General features: G+C 43.9%; 16 protein-coding genes and 3 tRNA genes. 2 read left to right on the top strand and 17 right to left on the bottom strand.

The genetic code is table 11. From position 1 onward, the window contains the following. Nucleotides 1-64: 64 nt before the first annotated feature. The 11 genes from FPZ42_RS08925 to FPZ42_RS08975 all read right to left on the bottom strand — a co-directional run bounded on the left by FPZ42_RS08925 (nucleotide 65) and on the right by FPZ42_RS08975 (nucleotide 7112). Nucleotides 65-1000, bottom strand: coding sequence for a hypothetical protein (locus FPZ42_RS08925; RefSeq protein ID WP_146270476.1), 936 nt, complete (start codon nucleotides 998-1000; stop codon nucleotides 65-67). A 127-nt stretch (nucleotides 1001-1127) separates the two neighbouring features. Continuing rightward, nucleotides 1128-2192 (bottom strand): ACR3 family arsenite efflux transporter, encoded by a 1065-nt coding sequence (arsB, locus tag FPZ42_RS08930; protein ID WP_146270478.1) that lies wholly within the window; start codon nucleotides 2190-2192, stop codon nucleotides 1128-1130. Then, nucleotides 2192-2608 carry an arsenate reductase ArsC gene (locus FPZ42_RS08935; RefSeq protein ID WP_146270480.1) on the bottom strand — a complete coding sequence of 139 codons (417 nt, stop codon included), beginning with the start codon at nucleotides 2606-2608 and terminating at the stop codon, nucleotides 2192-2194. The genes arsB and FPZ42_RS08935 overlap by 1 nt, the downstream gene beginning before the upstream one ends. Nucleotides 2609-2624: 16 nt before the next feature. Further along, nucleotides 2625-3464, bottom strand: a complete 840-nt coding sequence (locus tag FPZ42_RS08940; RefSeq protein ID WP_146270482.1) for an arsenite methyltransferase — start codon at nucleotides 3462-3464, stop codon at nucleotides 2625-2627. A 32-nt stretch (nucleotides 3465-3496) separates the two neighbouring features. Beyond that, complete coding sequence (locus FPZ42_RS08945; RefSeq protein ID WP_146270484.1) at nucleotides 3497-3826, bottom strand: ArsR/SmtB family transcription factor; 330 nt, start codon at nucleotides 3824-3826, stop codon at nucleotides 3497-3499. Nucleotides 3827-3870: 44 nt separating this feature from the next. Then, complete coding sequence (locus FPZ42_RS08950; RefSeq protein WP_146270486.1) at nucleotides 3871-4854, bottom strand: amidohydrolase family protein; 984 nt, start codon at nucleotides 4852-4854, stop codon at nucleotides 3871-3873. 15 nt (nucleotides 4855-4869) lie between these two features. After that, nucleotides 4870-5388, bottom strand: coding sequence for a DinB family protein (locus tag FPZ42_RS08955; RefSeq protein ID WP_146270488.1), 519 nt, complete (start codon nucleotides 5386-5388; stop codon nucleotides 4870-4872). Between the two features lie 320 nt (nucleotides 5389-5708). Next, a tRNA-Gln gene (locus FPZ42_RS08960) sits at nucleotides 5709-5779 on the bottom strand. Between the two features lie 10 nt (nucleotides 5780-5789). Continuing rightward, a tRNA-Ile gene (locus tag FPZ42_RS08965) sits at nucleotides 5790-5862 on the bottom strand. 11 nt (nucleotides 5863-5873) lie between these two features. Beyond that, nucleotides 5874-5947, bottom strand: a tRNA-Pro gene (locus tag FPZ42_RS08970). Nucleotides 5948-6131: 184 nt separating this feature from the next. Further along, the gene (locus FPZ42_RS08975; RefSeq protein WP_146270490.1) at nucleotides 6132-7112 is read right to left on the bottom strand and encodes a DUF2167 domain-containing protein; all 981 of its coding nucleotides are present in this window, start codon (nucleotides 7110-7112) and stop codon (nucleotides 6132-6134) included. A gap of 147 nt (nucleotides 7113-7259) precedes the next feature. On the opposite strand from FPZ42_RS08975, the gene FPZ42_RS08980 reads away from it, so the two are divergent. Further along, a complete protein-coding gene (locus FPZ42_RS08980) occupies nucleotides 7260-7709 on the top strand; it encodes a GNAT family N-acetyltransferase (RefSeq protein WP_146270492.1) in 450 nt (149 codons plus the stop codon). Nucleotides 7710-7927: 218 nt separating this feature from the next. Here FPZ42_RS08980 and FPZ42_RS08985 read toward each other — a convergent pair whose 3' ends face one another. Together FPZ42_RS08985 and FPZ42_RS08990 are read right to left on the bottom strand one after the other, a co-directional pair. Further along, a complete protein-coding gene (locus FPZ42_RS08985; protein WP_146270494.1) occupies nucleotides 7928-8293 on the bottom strand; it encodes a glyoxalase in 366 nt (121 codons plus the stop codon). A gap of 115 nt (nucleotides 8294-8408) precedes the next feature. Beyond that, nucleotides 8409-8993: a fasciclin domain-containing protein gene (locus FPZ42_RS08990; protein WP_146270496.1), complete on the bottom strand. Its 585-nt coding sequence runs from the start codon at nucleotides 8991-8993 to the stop codon at nucleotides 8409-8411. Nucleotides 8994-9202: 209 nt separating this feature from the next. Here FPZ42_RS08990 and FPZ42_RS08995 point away from each other — a divergent pair, with 209 nt between their 5' ends. Continuing rightward, a complete protein-coding gene (locus tag FPZ42_RS08995) occupies nucleotides 9203-9808 on the top strand; it encodes a DUF2238 domain-containing protein (RefSeq protein ID WP_146270498.1) in 606 nt (201 codons plus the stop codon). 66 nt (nucleotides 9809-9874) lie between these two features. Here the strand turns inward: FPZ42_RS08995 and FPZ42_RS09000 are convergent, their stop codons facing one another. From FPZ42_RS09000 to FPZ42_RS09015, 4 genes are all read right to left on the bottom strand, one after another. Further along, nucleotides 9875-13012 carry an efflux RND transporter permease subunit gene (locus FPZ42_RS09000; protein WP_146270500.1) on the bottom strand — a complete coding sequence of 1046 codons (3138 nt, stop codon included), beginning with the start codon at nucleotides 13010-13012 and terminating at the stop codon, nucleotides 9875-9877. Between the two features lie 152 nt (nucleotides 13013-13164). Beyond that, complete coding sequence (locus tag FPZ42_RS09005; protein ID WP_146270502.1) at nucleotides 13165-14259, bottom strand: efflux RND transporter periplasmic adaptor subunit; 1095 nt, start codon at nucleotides 14257-14259, stop codon at nucleotides 13165-13167. Between the two features lie 128 nt (nucleotides 14260-14387). Beyond that, nucleotides 14388-15659, bottom strand: a complete 1272-nt coding sequence (locus FPZ42_RS09010) for a TolC family protein (RefSeq protein ID WP_146270504.1) — start codon at nucleotides 15657-15659, stop codon at nucleotides 14388-14390. Nucleotides 15660-15801: 142 nt separating this feature from the next. Next, nucleotides 15802-17178, bottom strand: coding sequence for a HAMP domain-containing sensor histidine kinase (locus FPZ42_RS09015; RefSeq protein WP_146270506.1), 1377 nt, complete (start codon nucleotides 17176-17178; stop codon nucleotides 15802-15804). Nucleotides 17179-17279 lie beyond the last annotated feature (101 nt).

Genomic DNA, 17279 nt, shown 5'->3' on the forward strand with positions numbered 1-17279 from the left:
CTTACATTAACATGAGCATATTGCGCACGTATGCGTCTGCAAATCTGTGCAGCATTTTAAAAATTTATTTTGAATTTTCGAGGACTTCAAGATCACCTTTGTATTCTAAAATAATTTTGTCTTTATTTTTAGTATCAGGTTTAATTTTTAAATAGTCCAACTCCTTATAATCAGCCACTTCCAAAGTACAAAAACCACACTTAAAGGCTTTTGTTTCAAGCCCTGTTTGTACCATCTCATTTTTGTAACTATCGAATTCCATCAATGGTGCTGTATAAACAACCCCATAATTTTTACAACTCGGACATTCCGCAGGATATGCAAATACCTTTTTTAATAATTCTGCAGTTCTCGCCTCACCCACTTTTCGATCAAATGTTGAACTTCCTTTCAGTGTAGCCCAATGAGCAGATGCACTTTCCATTTTCAATTTTATTTGCTTTTCAACGTCGTTCTGAAGAGTACTACTTTTTCGGGCAAGCTTAGAATGTAGATTGCTAAAAAAATTATTTTGTCCTCCCAAATTATGCTCGGCAGATATGGCCGATAAAAGAGGATAAAAATCACGCTCTAATAATATTTTCAATTCCTCGATTTCTAAATTCTTATAATTGTGATGTACGATAATGTCTCGCGCATTTTTTAATTTCATTAATGTGTTTTTATTATCGAGTATCGCCTTTGAGAATGTAGCGGCTCGTAAAACACTTGAGTGAAAGGCAATCACGTCTCCATTCGGACTTTTTGTAATTTCCGTCTTATCATTTATTAACGATCCATAATATAGCGGCACTGAATTTTTGAAATCTGGGCTTTCCAATATGTATAATGGATTGACGTCATAGATTATCCCTTTTAACAATTTTTCTATTCCAATTGCAAAAAAAAGAGCGTTTTCAATGATATTATCATCGTCAGTCAATTCTGAATCAACAATTTTTTTTGATATTTTTTTAAATATTCGAAAAGAATCAGAATAGAAATTATTCTTTTTAGCCATGTTGTAATAAGATTTAGACAGGCAATTTAATGTTTTCTATTGTCTTTTCAAACTCCGATTATGGAGATTGGAGTGAACAATATCTAACAAAGCTAATCCGATTAACAAAGTTTCGTGCGCCCCACATCTACCCCTTGAATCTCCACCTCTCCCTAAACCAAAAAGCCAGTTTCACCAGGCCTATTAACGCAGGCACTTCTACCAGCGGACCAACTACGCCTGTAAAGGCTTCGCCGGAGTTAATGCCGAATACGCCTATGGCGACGGCTATGGCCAATTCAAAGTTATTGTCGGTTGCGGTAAAGGCTATCGCTGCCGAGCGCGAGTAATCGGCCCCGAACCATTTGCCTATAAAAAAGCTGCATACAAACATCACCGCAAAATAGATAACCAGCGGTATGCTTATCCGCAACACATCCAGCGGGATCTTCAGGATCAGTTCGCCCTTTAAGGTGAACATCAGCACAATGGTAAACAACAGGGCAATCAATGTAACCGGCGAAACCATGGGCACAAAGCTATCTGTAAACCAGGCTTTGCCTTTGGCTTTAATTAAAATAAACCGGCTTACTACCGCAGCTAAAAACGGTATGCCCAGGTAAATGCCAACACTTTTGGCGATATCTTTTATGGTAACGTTGATGCTGAATCCCTTAAGCCCAAACATGGGCGGCAGCACCGTGATAAACAGGTAAGCCAATACGCTGTAAAGTAAGATCTGGAAGATGCTGTTAAGGGTGATCAGTCCGGCGGCATACTCGCGGTTCCCTTCGGCCAATTCGTTCCATACCACCACCATGGCAATGCACCGGGCCAAACCAATTAAAATAAGCCCCACCATATAGTGCGGATGATCGTGCAAAAACACAATAGCCAGCAAAAACATCAGCACCGGGCCGATGATCCAGTTTAAAACAAGGGATACGCTTAATACTTTCAAGTCTTTGAAAACCTCCCCTATTTTGGTATAGTCTACCTTTACCAGCGGCGGGTACATCATCAGTATCAAACCAACGGCTAAAGGAATATTGGTGGTCCCGTTTGAAAATGAACTTACAAAACCAGATGACGATGGTACAAAGTAACCGATACCCAGGCCAATAACCATAGCGCTAAAGATCCAAACGGTTAAATACCTATCCAAAAAACTTAGTTTTTTGCGCTCTGCAGCCGGCGCACAATGATCTGGCATTAGCTTAAATACTTTTCGGTAAACGTTTTACAATAATCCTTAATCATCCCGCGCACCTTGCGGAACTCTGCCATTATCTCCTCTTCTGTGCCTTGCGCTTTAGCAGGGTCGGGGAAGTTGTGGTGCAGTTTGACGGCCTCGGTCGGGAAGTACGGGCAGTTCTCTTTGGCGTTATCGCAAACGGTTATCACGTAATCAAAGGGCACGTTGGCATACTCGTCTACATTATTTGAGGTATGGGCGGAGATATCGATACCGTCCTCCTGCATGGTAGCAATGGCACGCGGGTTTACGCCATGTGTTTCGATACCGGCGCTGTAAATGTTGGCTTTCCCTTCGCTAAAATAGCGCAGATAACCCTCGGCTATCTGGCTGCGGCAACTGTTGCCGGTGCAAAGCACTAATATATTTTTCATGTGTGTTGTTCTTTGATTAGCAGCATCCCGGCGGGCAGCAAGCCGCGTCCGAAGGTTTTTCGGCATAAACGGTAACGCTGAAAATGCCTGTACTGCCGGCTTTAAAACTTTCAAGTTCGGCAGTGCCCAGGTATTTGTTCAGGATATCATCAGGCACTACAATAACCTTCTCTTTTTGTACGGTGATGTTGGTAAAGCCATTGCTTTTTATCAGGCTTAGGTACACATTCTTTTGGATAGCCCCGGCTACACAGCCTGCGTACATCTCTGCATCCTTACGGAGTGCATCGGGCAGGTTGCCAACCAACACCACATCAGATATACTGAAGTGCCCGCCGGGTTTCAGTACCCTGTAAATATCCCTGATAACGGCATCCTTATCGGGCACCAGGTTGAGTACGCAGTTGCTCACAATAACATCGGCAATGTTGGCGGTAACCGGCATGTGCTCAATATCGCCCTGCCTAAACTCTACGTTGTTAAAACCAAGCTTTTCGGCATTGGCGCGGGCCTTATTAATCATGGCCGGGGTAAAATCAATACCTATCACCTTGCCGGTTTCGCCGGTTTCAGCACGGGCTATAAAGCAATCGTTACCGGCACCGCTGCCCAGGTCTATCACCACATCGCCTTTCCTAATTTTGGCAAATTGCGTAGGCAGGCCGCAGCCCAGGCCAAGGTCGGCATCGGCATTGTAGCCTTCCATCTCGGTGTAATCATCACTCATGATGTTATAGATCTCGGTTGAGCAGCCGGTAGCGCCACAGCATGATGATGCGTTAACATCCTTATCCTGCAAGGCTATCTCGCTGTACTTTTGCCTTACAATTTCCTTTAGTTGGTCGTTAGTTTCCATCGTAATATTGCGATTAATTGTTTCAAATTTTTTTAACAGCAGTTATTATTGTCTTTATAAGAAGTAAATAGCTGGTTTAACTCTGCCTGCAGACTTTTCCATGCTTTGGGTTCGATACAATAGCAAACACTAACACCCTCGATGGTGCCTTGTATCAAGCCGGCGTTCTTAAGTTCCTTTAAGTGTTGTGAGATGGTTGCCTGTGCCAGGCCGAGTTCGGTAACCAAGTCGCCGCAGATGCAGGCATTGGCTTTGATGAGTTCCTGCAGAATGGCAATACGTGCAGGATGCGCAATAGCCTTCAATTGCATAGCCAGCTTGTTCTGCTCCTCCGTATATATCTCTGATTTAGTAACTCCCATATCAATCGCAATATTACGATTAATATGGAAATTGCAAAATATTTTTAGCGAAGTTTTAAGATCCTGTCCGCATTGCCATGTGCAAACTTTTCAAGGTCATCTTTTGGCAGCTCTACCTGATTTAGAAAATCCGCACCCATTTCATTGGTGCTAAACGGATAATCTATGGAAAACATCATATTATCTATGCCGAAGGTGTCCAGGGCAATTTGCAGGGGCGGCTGCGTAAAAAAACCACTGGTGGTAATATACACCTGTTCACGAAAGGTTTCCTGCAGGCCACGCTGATTTTGACCGCCTGCACCCGGCTGAAACCCGCGTTGCGAGCGCACCCACATCATGGGCAGCATTTCGCCCATATGGCCTATGATTACCTTAAGCTTTGGGAATTGATCAAACGTACCGGCGGCCAGCAGCCTTAGCACATGTATAGCGGTCTCAGAATGCCAGCCCCAACCCCAGCAGGCTAATGAATTTAACGGACCGGCAACACCGCCAACATTGCTGTAGTATGCATCCATTACCGGCTGTGGCGGTATCCCGGGATGAATGTAAATGGGCACATTCAACTTTTGTGCACGCTCAAATATCGGTGCAAACTTGGAGTTGTCTAAAAATTCGCCGTTGGTATGGCCCCTTATCATTGCCCCTTTAAAGCCGTATTGGGTAACGGTACGCTCTAACTCATCGGCAGCGGCGGCAGGGGCCGTCATTGGCAGATGCGCAAAGGCAGCAAAACGATCTGGGTGATGGCTTATTTTTTGCGCTATCAGATCATTGTAGTGCGATGCAAAACCCGGTGCCTGTTTGCTATCCAGCAAGTTCACATCGGTATTTTCTACAGAAAGCACCTGCACCGTTATGCCGTTCTTATCCATCGAGGCAAGCCTATCGCCGCTTATATCTGCCAACTTGGGCATCATTTGCGCGGCTGGGCCGGATGTATCCTTAGCCGCAACAATAGCTGCCGGCAGCAACTCATTCATTTCGGGGAAAGAGATATGCTCTTCTAGGGTTACTATTCTCATTTGTGTTATATGTTATTATGAAGATTGTGCGGCACCGTAGCTCCTGTCATCAGCCGAAGGGCCGTATATCGACGGCACATCAATATTATTGAGGCGCATGTAAACGGTAAGCTGACCGCGATGATGCACCATGTGGTTAATGGTACTCTCTATCTGCTCGCGCTTGGTAGACTGCAGCAATATCTCACCGCTTCTTTTTAAATAAAACGGCTGTTCCAGCAAGCCGTCCTCAACATTGTTAAGCGCATTTTTAGCTTTAGCTATATTATCATTAAAATGATCTACTATTTGCTGCGTGGTTTTAGCTTCGCGATGCTGATAGGTGGCGAAATCGATTTCGCCCTGTTCAATTATCAAGGCTATCCACAAGGGTATCTCGGCAACCAACAAGGTAAGGTAACCCATTTCCATTGATCGCTCGTGCGGTTTGTAGCTATACAACTCCGGCGGAATACGCTCCAGGCATTTAAGGGTTGATGTGGTTTCCATGTCAAGCTCGTGGGCAAATTGCTGTGCAAATACTTTGTCGTTCATGGCGTTAGCGTTTTCAATGAATAACAAACAGCTTTTGCGAAAGTTTAAAGCAATTGATTAAGAGTGGGTCACATCAGGTGGATTCAGTATAAATGTTGGGAATAAAAAACAAATCGCCCGGGAGGGAAAAATTATTGTCAGCCTGAGCTTGTCGAAGGCCTATAAAGCGAAAAGTGGTTCGAAGGGCTCACCATGACATCTACCCCCGCCGCCCCAATCAAAGGCAGAATATAATAAAGATTTTTCTTTATTAAAAAACACACCATCCCCTACCCATCTGTAGATGATTTTAACTTTAATATTGCAGATAAAAAACCATGTTTTCCTGCATGGACTCGAACCACGATCTTCTGAACCAAAATCAGACGTGCTACCATTGCACCACAGGAAAATAGAACAAGTGGAAATAGAAGGACTTGAACCTTCAACCGGTACCGTATAAGGGCACTGCTCTAACCATTAAGGTATATTTCCTTATAAATCAGTAGGGTAACCCGGACTCGAACCGGGAGCCTCCGCATCCCAAATGCGGTAATCTAACCAATTGATATACTACCCTGAAATGGCCTGAAAACAAAAAATCCCCTTAGAAAATGTCTAAGAGGATCTCAAGTATTCAGTTATTTTTTACAATACATACCCAATCACCTCCGACTAATCGGTTGCGGCAATTGTATTTGTATTGTTGTTGTTTTCATGATGCAATTATAAGTATTATTTTTTGAAATCAAGATATTTCTGAATTATTTTTTTTCTTCTTCCACGTCCGCTAATTCATTTAGCGGTTTATCTGCTGTTTCGCTTGCAACCCATGCTGTATTTTCATTTGCCGGTGCAGGCTCCGGTACAAATACAGGCTCTTCCTTTTTACGTCCTTTAAATAACTTGCGGAAGAAACTCCCTACCGCAACAAATGCCAGCATGATCAATTTCCAAAATTTGAGCAACAGGGCAAAGAAACCTACCTTAGCCAGTATTTTACCGGCTACAAGTCCGCCTATCGTCCAGGCAGCTACCTTATCTACGCCAGAATCGAAGTCAGTGTATTTGTAGCCATCTGCAAAGTTTACAACATTTAAAACATGCGGCACACCTGCTTTAACGGCATTTACCTCTTGCATTGTTGCTATAGCATTAAGCACCAACACTCCTTTACGGCCAAGCACACGTACGTTATAGTTAAGTGTATTTACACTATCGGCACCAAATTTAACCTCTTTTGCCCAGTGCAGGATATGGCGGTTAGCATCGTAATAAGGCTTGGCAGCCCAGCCAACCACTTCAATAGGTTGGTAACCTTCTTTGGTGCGTTCGTCATTTTCGTCAGCCGTTTCTTTCTTTAGGTTGGTTAGTAGTTCATCGTAATTGATATCATTAGCATCATCATCCTTTACATAACCGATAGCATCATACTGGATATTGAACACATAACCGCCGGTGGTTAAAATGCCCTGCTTTTCGGGCAGAATAAACCCAAGCGTCATGTTTTCTGTTTTCGGATTATTCCATAAAACGGTAAGCACTTTAAGTGCCTGTACAGAGTCGAGATATTTAAAGCCTGGTGGAACTGTAATTGAACCTACACCGTTACCAAGCTTGATGGTACCATGTTGATAGGTGAATTTTTTTTCAAGCGAATCAATCTGGAGTTGCGCATTGTCTTGGGCTTTAGATAGCTTACAAGCAAAAATCCCAATAATTAGAATTGTGTAAAGTTTTTTCATGCAATAAGGTTTTTTTTGTTAACACGAATATAATGTATCAGGTTTATAATCAAAATACTAATATGCATTCACTTTAATTGGACAAGGGCATTCGCGATTACAAAGCCTTAGGTTTACACCATTATCTTACCTTTGTTTACTAACCATATGAACTACCACTACACCATCAAACATTTTAACGAGCTTACCACGCATGAACTTTACGCCCTGCTGCGTTTGCGTGCGGAGGTTTTTGTAGTTGAGCAAAACTGTCCCTACCTTGACCCGGATAACAAGGACCAGCAAAGCCATCACCTGCTGTATTACGCCGGCGATCAGCTTGCAGCCTACACGCGTTTGCTGCCTGCGGGGTTATCTTTTGATGAAGTGTCTATAGGAAGAGTTATCACCTCCCCTGCCCACCGCGGAACCGGTGTAGGAAAGAAATTGATAGAAGCTTCCATACAGGGTTGCTATGAGCTATTTGGCCGCGAACCTATACGCATTGGCGCACAGTTGTATTTGCTTAAATTTTATCAGTCATTTGGCTTTGTGGAGCAGGGTGATGTTTACGATGAAGATGGCATCCCGCACGTGGAGATGGTGAAAGGTGTCTGAACTAAAAGTTTATGTGGTTCGACAGGCTCACCATGACAAGGCCAGATAATACATTCTTCTATCATTTCAGCAAGTGTCAGTCTGAGCTTGTCGAAGACCGTGCGCGCGATTCGTGGTTCAACAGCCTAACCATGACAGACATAGATGACACACTCCGACCCCTCTCGAGAGATGAATGGAAGCTGCCGACTGCAAACTTGCAACCGCAAACTGAATAACTACCCCTTAAAATGCCCGATATGCCACAGCACGCCTGATGGGTCGTGTACAAAGCATTCGTCGCCCCAGGTATCCACACGTACCGGCGACACGCGGGCGCCGGGATATTTTGATGGCAGATCAAGCGCTTTCAGTTCTTCGTAGTAGCGCTGCGCGTTATCTACTTCCATAAACAGCATGGTATTATCTACCCAATCCTGGTTATAGTATTTTTGCAGGTAAAAAGCCATATCGCCCAATTTAAAAACCGACATATCGGGTGAGATAACAAATTCCTCGAAACCCCATGCGCTGTAAAACGCGCGCGACAGATCGTAGTCCTTGGCGCCTATAAACGGCCTGATGCCTTTTGCGTTGTGCTGCATAATATTTATCAATTGGTAGTAAAGTAAAGCTACGTCAATAATCTTTTAAAGCAAAAGGCCCGTTGAAAAATCAACAGGCCCTTGATGCTATAAATTAAATTTGACCGTGTATTAATTATTGCAGTACGGCATTAATACCGTTCACTACGCCGGTGCCGCCTTTAAGGTCGTACAGTACAACCTGGGCGCTTTTGCCTGCTGCAGTTGTCAATTGGAGTTTTTTATCGGCAGTTACAGAAAGGGTTAGCGTTTGGCCGTCAAGTGTGGTTACGGTAGCTTTACCTTTACCAGCACTTAAGGCTTTAATTAATCCGGCTTTATCATAAGTGCCATTTACCACGTGTCCTTTTAATATAGTAGCCAATTTTGCCGGGTCTTTTTTCAAGGCATCAATCGTACCTGCAGGCAGTGCGTTAAATGCATTGTTAGTTGGTGCAAAAATGGTATAAGGGCCACCTACTGTTAAAGCAGAATCGAGCTTTGCTTCTTTTACCAGCTCAAAAGCGGTTGAGTAATCCGAGTTGCTTTGCAGGGCCTGTACAACGTTTGCTGCATCAGACTGGGCAGGTGCAGGAGTTGTGGTGGTTGTAGTAGTTTTCTTGGCGGTATCGGGCGTGGTTTGTGCCGATGCATTGTTAGCAGCAACACCTATAAATAATACAACACCCAAAGCTAAAATTGATCTTTTCGCGTAATTCATAAACTAATTCAATGTTTGGTTAATGTGTATTATTTTTTTCTATAGGCTCTACGTTTGTTCTGTTTTAACAACTGTTTAAACGCAAAAAATGTTTGTAAGATTGCCCTGCAAAGGCTTTTTAATCAAAAAACAAGTATTTAAAAACTGGTTCCCAGCAATTTACAAATGAAGTTTTTTACACTTCTCACCGCTTTTTATATCTTTCAGCAATGAGAAAGCACCTTATCCTCGTCGTACTATTTATTATCGGCCTTGCCACATCTGCCATTAAACCCCATGATTATTTCACCTGGTTGCTGGAGGTCTTTCCGGCGATAATTGGATCTGTTATATTGATACTGACCTATCAAAAATTCAGGTTTACCAGCCTTACCTATTGGTTTATTCTTTTGCACTGCTACATCTTATTCGTTGGCGGCCATTACACCTATGCAGAGGTGCCCGCTTTTAATTGGCTGCGCGATGTCTTACATCAGTCGAGAAACAATTATGATAAGATCGGCCATTTTGCGCAGGGCTTTGTCCCTGCAATGATTGTTAGGGAGCTATTTGTACGCAAGAAAATAATTAACGGAAAACGCTGGCTGGCTTTTTTAACGGTATGCGTTTGTATGAGTATCAGCGTTACTTACGAATTTATCGAGTGGCTGGTGTCGGTTCTCTCAGGTTCATCAGGCGATTCCTTTTTGGGTACGCAAGGGTATGTTTGGGATACGCAATCTGATATGCTGTTTGCCACTATCGGCGCCATTACTATGGTTGTTTTGATGAGCAGCTTACAGGATAAAGCTATCAACAGACTCAAACATCAATAGAAAAAATTGCATATCCTGCCAGGCCTCGCGCCGGGGTTATTTGGATATGCAATTTCAAACAATAAACTAAGCACTCACTACACCCATCCTTTTTAACAATTTACGGTTTTCGCGACGGTGTATCAGGCGATATACCATAGCATATATCACCGGTAATATTAAGAGGGTAAGTATAGTAGAAGTTATTAAACCACCTATCACCACAATGGCAAGGGGTTTTTGGGTTTCGCTGCCAATACCGGTTGATATTGCAGCAGGCATTAAACCAATGGCAGCCATCAGGGCGGTCATCACCACAGGGCGCACGCGTGATATCACACCTTCAAGTATCGCCTCGTTCAGCGGCATTTTTTCTTCAAGGTTCTTTTTGAATACCGATATCAGGATCACCCCGTTCTGGATACATACCCCAAACAAGGCTATGAAACCAATACCCGCAGATATACTGAAGTTGATCTGCGTGATATGCAAAGCCAATATGCCCCCTATCAGTGCAAACGGCACATTAAGGATCACCAGTATGGCATCTTTAGCGTTACCAAAGGTTACATAAAGTATCAGGAAGATAACCAGCAAACAAATAGGTACCACGCGCGATAAGGTGTTAGATGCGCGGATCTGGTTCTCAAATTCACCGTTCCAAGTAAAGGTGTAACCTTTATCGAGCTTAACGGCTTTGCCAACTTTCTGCTGCGCTTCGGCGATGGTGCTACCCAAGTCGCGGCCACGTACAGAGAATTTTACCGCTATATAACGGGTGTTGTTATCCCGGTAAATAAATGCAGGGCCGGTAAGCTGTTTAATGGTCGAGATCTCTTTGATGGATATTTTAGAGCCGTTTAAAGTTGGCACCATCAGGTTCTCGATCTTTTCCTCGGTATCGCGAAAATCTTTTTGATAGCGGATACGAACATCAAACTTGCGCTCGCCTTCGTAAAGCTCAGTTGCCGCCTTACCACCTATGGCCATCTCTATCACAGAGTTTGCATCGGCAGTAGCTACGCCATAGCGCGCCATTTTTTGCTGATCCAGCTCTATCCTAAACTCAGGCTGGCCCAAATTGCGCAGTACACCCAGGTCTTCAACACCTTTTATTTGTTTCAGTACAGCCATTACGCTGTTAGCTTTTTGGTCTAACGTTTTAAAATCAGGACCAAATATCTTCACCGCCATGGATGCAGGCACACCTGCCACAGCTTCGGCCACGTTATCAATGATAGGCTGTGAGTAGTTGAACACGATACCGGGGAACTGACTGAGCTTTTTATCCATTTCGGCTATCAGCTCTTCCTGTGTTATGTGGCGTTTCCATTCCTTCTTCGGTAAAAGGTCAACCTGTATCTGTACGTTAAAGAAACCTTTAGGATCGGTACCGTCATTGGTACGGCCCACTTGCGACATGGTTTGCCTAACCTCGGGGAAAGATCCCAGGATCTGCCGCATTTTATTGGTTACGTTAACAGATGCATCAAGCGAGGTACTCATGGGTAACTGCGCGGTTACCCAAAGGGCACCCTCGTTAAGTTGCGGAAGGAACTCCGTACCTAAAAATTTGGCTGATATAAATGTTAACGCCATAAAACCTGTTGCGCAAAGCAGGCTTAGCTTTTGGTTCTTATACGTAAAATTGAACATCTTTCGTATACCGTTCTCAAAGAACAGTACAACCGGGTTGTGTTTCTCTTTTACATTCTTTTTAAGCAGGATGCTTGATAATGCCGGCACCAGCGTCAATGTAAATATCAAGGCACCTAATAATGCAAACGCCAGCGTGTAAGCCAAAGGCGAAAACATCTTACCCTCAACCTTCTGGAAAGCGAAGATCGGGATCAAACAGGTGATGATGATCAGTTTAGAGAAGAAGATAGCCTTACCCATTTCGGCACCCACGTTTTTGAACAGGCCAAGCTTAGCTATCTTGTTGAATTTCTCCATGCCGAGCTCTTTAGCACGATGGTCTAAGGCAACAAATATCCCCTCTACCATCACCACGGCACCGTCTATGATAATACCAAAGTCAATAGCGCCCATTGAGAGCAGGTTGGCCGTCATGCCCTTTATGCGCATACATATAAATGCGAACAGCAGTGCAAGCGGGATAATAATGGCCACAGTAAGCGTTGTACGCCAGTCGGCCATAAACAAGAACACGATTACCGTAACCAGTACAATACCTTCTAACAGGTTATGGATCACCGTTTCGGTACAAAAATCCATCAGGGTTGTACGGTCGTAAAAAGTATCTATTTTGACGCCTTTTGGCAGGATGTTATCGTTAAGATCTACAACTTTGGCGCGGATGCGCTGCAGTACGTCGGCTGGGTTTTCGCCCTTACGCATTACCACAATGCCTTCAAGCACATCGTTGTTCTTGTCGCGCCCTACCTGGCCTAAGCGCGGTAAACCGCTTTCTTTAACGTCGGCAACGTTTTTAACCAGGATAGGTACATTGTTAACATTCTTAACGATGATGTTCTCTATCTCGCCAATGTTATTGATCAAACCTATACCGCGCACCACAAAGGCCTGGTTATTCTTCTCAATCACATCGCCACCAACATTAATGTTGCTGCGGTTAACCGCATTGTAGATATCAAGCGAGGTAAGTTCATATTTACGAAGCAACGCCGGGTTAACGCTTACCTCATAAGTTTTTTCTTCACCACCAAAGCTGTTCACATCGGCAACGCCGGGGATAGCTTTAAACTGGCGGTCTAACACCCAATCCTGTATGGCAGTAAGCTCGTGCAGGGATGCGGTTTTACTTTTAAGCGTGTAGCGATAGATCTCGCCTGTTGGGCCATAAGGTGGTTCAATTTCCGGTTTAACACCATCCGGCAGTTCCACGTTCATGATGCGGCTCATTACCTGCTGCCGGGCAAAAGCATCATCAACATCATCATCAAAAATGATACGCACGTATGACAGACCGAATGATGAAGTAGTGCGCAGGTTAGCTTTCTTTTGCACCGAGTTTAAAACGGTCTCCATCGGGATGGTCACCATTTTCTCTATCTCTTCGGCACTGCGGCCCGGCCATTGCGCTATGATGATGATCTGCGTGTTGGTAACGTCAGGGAAGGTTTCAATAGGGGTATTTAAATAACTCCAGACGCCTAATACAGCCAGCACACCGGTCATGAAGAATACCATCGCCCTGTGCCTCAGCGAAAAGTATATGATATTTTTGATAAGCTTGTTCATGTTGAAATTTTAAGAGAAGCAGGATGTCAAGAGGCAAGAATCAGAAGAAGCACTATGCTTTCCTACTTGTATCTTGGATCTTGTAATCCTGATCCTATTCTTTATATCTAATTTCTTCTATCCTGAATCTTGATTCTTGACATCTTGCTTCCCTATTCCTGCGTTAGCGCGTTGTAAAGCAGCAACTGGCTTTTAGATACAACCATTTCGCCGGGTTTAACGCCTGATGAAATGTAAGTTACATTGTCCACGGTTTTAATGGTATCTACCGCACGCACCTGCAGATCGCACTTGCTTTTGTATACCACTACAAAGAACTTGCTGTTATCAAATATTACTGCCGATGCTGGTACTGCCACAGATGTAGCCGATTCTTTATTGGTAACCACCACATTGGTAAACATCTCCGGTTTAAGCAACAGATCGGGATTGCTGAGCGCTATGCGCACTTTCATCACCTTATTATCAGGGTCAAGTACCGAACTTACTTCGTCTATCTTACCGTTGAATACTTTATCGGGATAAGCAAGGGTAGTGATCTTAGCATCGTAGCCCTTTTTCACTTTGGCAATGTCGGTCTCAAAAACGTTTGCCCATATCCATACATCTTTCATATCTGATATGGTAAAAAGGCTGCTGCTGTTATCCGGGCGTATAAAGTTACCCGCAGCTATATTTTTTTCTACAACATAACCGCTGCCCGGCGCCTTGATCACCAAAGTACCGCTGGCGCTGGTGTTGCCGCCGCCGTTTATGGCAATTTGCTGCTTTACCTTTGAGTTGGCTGCAACCGCTTTATTGTAATTCTCTTTCGCTTCGGTGTAATCGCGCTCGCTTGAGATACCGTTTTTAAACAGGTATTCTGCCTGGTCTAACTGGCGTTTTGCGATTGAAAGGTCTGATTTAGTTGATGACAGGTCTGTATAATTGCCGGCAACATCAGCACTCCGTAAAACGGCAAGCGTTTGGCCTTTAGTTACTTTATCGCCCAGGGAAACCTTTACTTCCATTACCTGGCCGCTGGTTACCGGGAAAACCTTAACCACTTTATTCTCGTCAAATGATACCTCGCCCGATAACGGAAGCTCATCTGCCATTTGGGTGCTTTTTGCGGTGTCAATTTCAACCATTTTAGCTAACGAATCGCTGATGCAAACCTGTTTGGTTTCCATGGTACCCGTTTTCTTTTCCTGGCAGGCGGTGAGGCCCAGCAAACCGAGGCCTAAGTATATGAATTGCTTTTTCATCAATGTTTATGCGGGGGTTGTTATTCTTATTTTTATGTTTTGTTTAGCCCCTCTAAATCTCCCCCAAAAGGGGAAACTTTTAGCCACTCTCCCCCGGAGAGGGGATTGGGGAGAGGCTTACTTCTTACTTATAAAGGTGCTACCACCGTTGCGCCAACGGCAAAGTTTAATTCGGCAATGGCCTTTTGCAAGTTCAGTTTCTGATTAAGTATTTTCAACTTGGTGTCGCGGTACGAGTCAAAAAAGTCTACAAACTCTTGCAGGCTTATCTGCTTTATCTGGTAAGCTTTGGCCATACCACGGTACAACTGATCGTACTTATCGTAAAAATCATCTTCCTGCTTACCAAGCAACTGCTGGCTTAAACCATACTGCTTTACTGCCGAATACACATCGTTATTTAACCCTACTTCGGCGTTTTTAAGGGTATACTCCTGGCTTTGCGCCGTAAGCCTGGCGTTTTTAATGTTACCCTGGTTGCGGTTCCATAAAGGAAGCGGCAGGCTTATTTGCAATCCCACATAATTACGGGCATAGCTGCTATTCTGGTCAAAGGCACTTCCAACGGTAACATCGGGCACAGCAATTGCCTTTTGTAAAGCAAGGTTGTGCTGGTTTTGGTTTAACTGGTAAACGTTAGATAAGTAGTCACCACGGTTTGCCTTAGCCTGTTCAATCAATGATGGTACATCTAATGCTACCTGGTTATTTGTAAATGTTATTTGAGGGGCAATAAATTTTGATGGATCTGTAACCAGCAGCGTTTTCAATTCAGCTTCCAGATCATTTATCTGGCGATCTATTTCCACCAGGTCATTCTGTAAACCAAATAGCAAGGCCTTTAAACGGATAAGATCTTTTAGCGAGTTATTACCGTTTTGGTAAGATTTATCGATAGCGTTAACCATAGCACTTGCCGAAGTGATCTCAGTCTGGTAAACCTTGCGTTGTTCCATCAGGTTATTAACCTGCGTAAAATCAAGTAAAAGGTTGTAGCGAAGGTTACGCATCAGATCATTAAACTCTGCTTGTTGTATCTGCACCCCATCCCGGGCTATTTGCACTTGCTTACCACGTTTGCCGGCTGTTGTAAATACCTGGCTTAACTGAACAAAAATTTGCCCGCGGCCGTTGCTATGGTCAAAAAATTTCTTGTTGGCGTCAGTGATGTTTTGATCAGTGCTAAGCACAGGGTTGTCCCATAGTTTGGCTTGTTTAATAAGCGCCTGGGATGCATCAACATTATACTTCTGCGCTATAAGTTGCAGGTTATTAGTGAGAAAGAGTTTCTCTGCATCCTGAAAAGTTAAGCGGAGTGTATCGGTTTGTGCCGATGCTCGCTGACCAATTAAAAGTGCAGAAAATAAACATGCGGATATCTTTAAATATCTGAGTAACATTAGTGCGATTGTTTGATGAAACAAAGCTATCACACCAAAATTAAAGCTACATTAAAGGTGCATTAGAAAGTAATTAGAATTAATGTAAGGCTTATTTTGTGTCCTGATAAATAAATAGTTAACGATTAATTAATACCTTAAATCACAACAAAATTTCCTCCGGCTTGGTAAGTTCCACAATGAAGGTGCTGCCGTTTTGCCCATCAGATTCAACGCGAATAGTGCCATTGAACAGCTCAATGATTTTAACGGTTATATACAATCCTATCCCACTGCCGGCCACCATAGTATCTTTATTTACCCGCACAAAAGGCCGGAAGATACGATCGATATTTTCTTTGCTTATTCCGGGCCCTTCATCAGTAACGGAGATACGTATCCATGCTTCTGTGGCTTCAAATGCAAGTATAACGGGCCTGGCATTTGAATATTTAAATGCGTTATCGATAATATTATTTAAGGCGATATAAAGCATTTGCTTGTTGGCCGGAATGGTTAACAAAGCTTCGTCTTCGGGCAGGTCTGCTAATTTTATACGCAGCATGCCGGCTCCCTTGCGGATGGTCCACTGCTCGTCCAGTTCCCATATCAATTCATCTACCCTAACCGGCGAAAGTTTTGCGCGGGTATAATTAAGATCAACCTGGGCAAGCTCCATCAGGCTGGTAATGGTTTCCTGCAGTCGTGCGCCGTCCATTACTATCGATGATAAAATTCGCTGATATTCCTTGGGTTCGCGGTCTTTCTCCAATGCAACCTCCACCTCGCCCATGATACTGGTAAGTGGCGTGCGCAACTCGTGCGATGCGTTGGCTACAAAGGTTTGCTGCAATTCAAATGCATTTTGCAGATGGGCAAGCAAGCGGTTAAAATTATCTATCAGTACTGCTATCTCATCCTTGTTTTTTACCTGGTTAACCCGCATGTGTAGGTTGCTTGATCTGATAAGCCTTATTTGCGCTATTATGCTATCAACAGGCGATAAAGCGCGCTGAGCGAACCACCGCCCCACAAAAAACAGCAATACACCGAAAATAATGAACAGCGAACCGGCGATCTCTCCCAAAACCAGCATACGCCTTGGCGTATTGTTGTCTACAGCGGAGGCCAGTATCACAAAATCGCCCTGGTTATCATGGAAAAACTTACCAACTACCTTGCGGGTACCTTCCTCGTATTCAACAAGGCCTTCCCGGCGCACCTGTTCAATAATACTTTTTGTCCAGTAAATATTATGGTTAACCTTAAAGGCCGACATGTCATCCTTGTCGTATACGCGTATCACCTCATCGGGCAGCTTCTCCAGATATTCATCCTGTACCTGCATCAATGAATCTGCAGCAAGCTCGTCGGCTTTCAGGTAAACCTGCGAGGCCAAGTTAACACGGTCGCCGAGGCGGTTGTAAAAATCAGCAACAAAAAACGAATACACCGCAATGTAAAGCGCAACCAATACCAGCAACAACGCCCCCGAGCTGAGGAGCGTAAAGTTGAGCGAAAGGCGGGTTTTTATTTTCACGTTGGTGGAATATTGATTTAACGCATAATGTCATTTCGAACGAGGTACGAGGAGAAATCTTCCACAAGCGGGAAATTGCAAAGCAGAAGATGTATTTTTTT

Origin of the sequence: Mucilaginibacter achroorhodeus (assembly GCF_007846095.1) — a bacterium.
In the GTDB taxonomy this organism is placed as follows: Bacteria; Bacteroidota; Bacteroidia; order Sphingobacteriales; family Sphingobacteriaceae; genus Mucilaginibacter; species Mucilaginibacter achroorhodeus.

What these genes read in the sequence shown, in the direction of transcription:
- FPZ42_RS08925 (WP_146270476.1), bottom strand. Translation starts at nt 1,000, where the DNA reads ATGGCTAAAAAGAATAATTTCTATTCTGATTCTTTTCGAATATTTAAA.
- arsB (WP_146270478.1), bottom strand. Translation starts at nt 2,192, where the DNA reads ATGCCAGATCATTGTGCGCCGGCTGCAGAGCGCAAAAAACTAAGTTTT.
- FPZ42_RS08935 (WP_146270480.1), bottom strand. Translation starts at nt 2,608, where the DNA reads ATGAAAAATATATTAGTGCTTTGCACCGGCAACAGTTGCCGCAGCCAG.
- FPZ42_RS08940 (WP_146270482.1), bottom strand. Translation starts at nt 3,464, where the DNA reads ATGGAAACTAACGACCAACTAAAGGAAATTGTAAGGCAAAAGTACAGC.
- FPZ42_RS08945 (WP_146270484.1), bottom strand. Translation starts at nt 3,826, where the DNA reads ATGGGAGTTACTAAATCAGAGATATATACGGAGGAGCAGAACAAGCTG.
- FPZ42_RS08950 (WP_146270486.1), bottom strand. Translation starts at nt 4,854, where the DNA reads ATGAGAATAGTAACCCTAGAAGAGCATATCTCTTTCCCCGAAATGAAT.
- FPZ42_RS08955 (WP_146270488.1), bottom strand. Translation starts at nt 5,388, where the DNA reads ATGAACGACAAAGTATTTGCACAGCAATTTGCCCACGAGCTTGACATG.
- FPZ42_RS08975 (WP_146270490.1), bottom strand. Translation starts at nt 7,112, where the DNA reads ATGAAAAAACTTTACACAATTCTAATTATTGGGATTTTTGCTTGTAAG.
- FPZ42_RS08980 (WP_146270492.1), top strand. Translation starts at nt 7,260, where the DNA reads ATGAACTACCACTACACCATCAAACATTTTAACGAGCTTACCACGCAT.
- FPZ42_RS08985 (WP_146270494.1), bottom strand. Translation starts at nt 8,293, where the DNA reads ATGCAGCACAACGCAAAAGGCATCAGGCCGTTTATAGGCGCCAAGGAC.
- FPZ42_RS08990 (WP_146270496.1), bottom strand. Translation starts at nt 8,993, where the DNA reads ATGAATTACGCGAAAAGATCAATTTTAGCTTTGGGTGTTGTATTATTT.
- FPZ42_RS08995 (WP_146270498.1), top strand. Translation starts at nt 9,203, where the DNA reads ATGAGAAAGCACCTTATCCTCGTCGTACTATTTATTATCGGCCTTGCC.
- FPZ42_RS09000 (WP_146270500.1), bottom strand. Translation starts at nt 13,012, where the DNA reads ATGAACAAGCTTATCAAAAATATCATATACTTTTCGCTGAGGCACAGG.
- FPZ42_RS09005 (WP_146270502.1), bottom strand. Translation starts at nt 14,259, where the DNA reads ATGAAAAAGCAATTCATATACTTAGGCCTCGGTTTGCTGGGCCTCACC.
- FPZ42_RS09010 (WP_146270504.1), bottom strand. Translation starts at nt 15,659, where the DNA reads ATGTTACTCAGATATTTAAAGATATCCGCATGTTTATTTTCTGCACTT.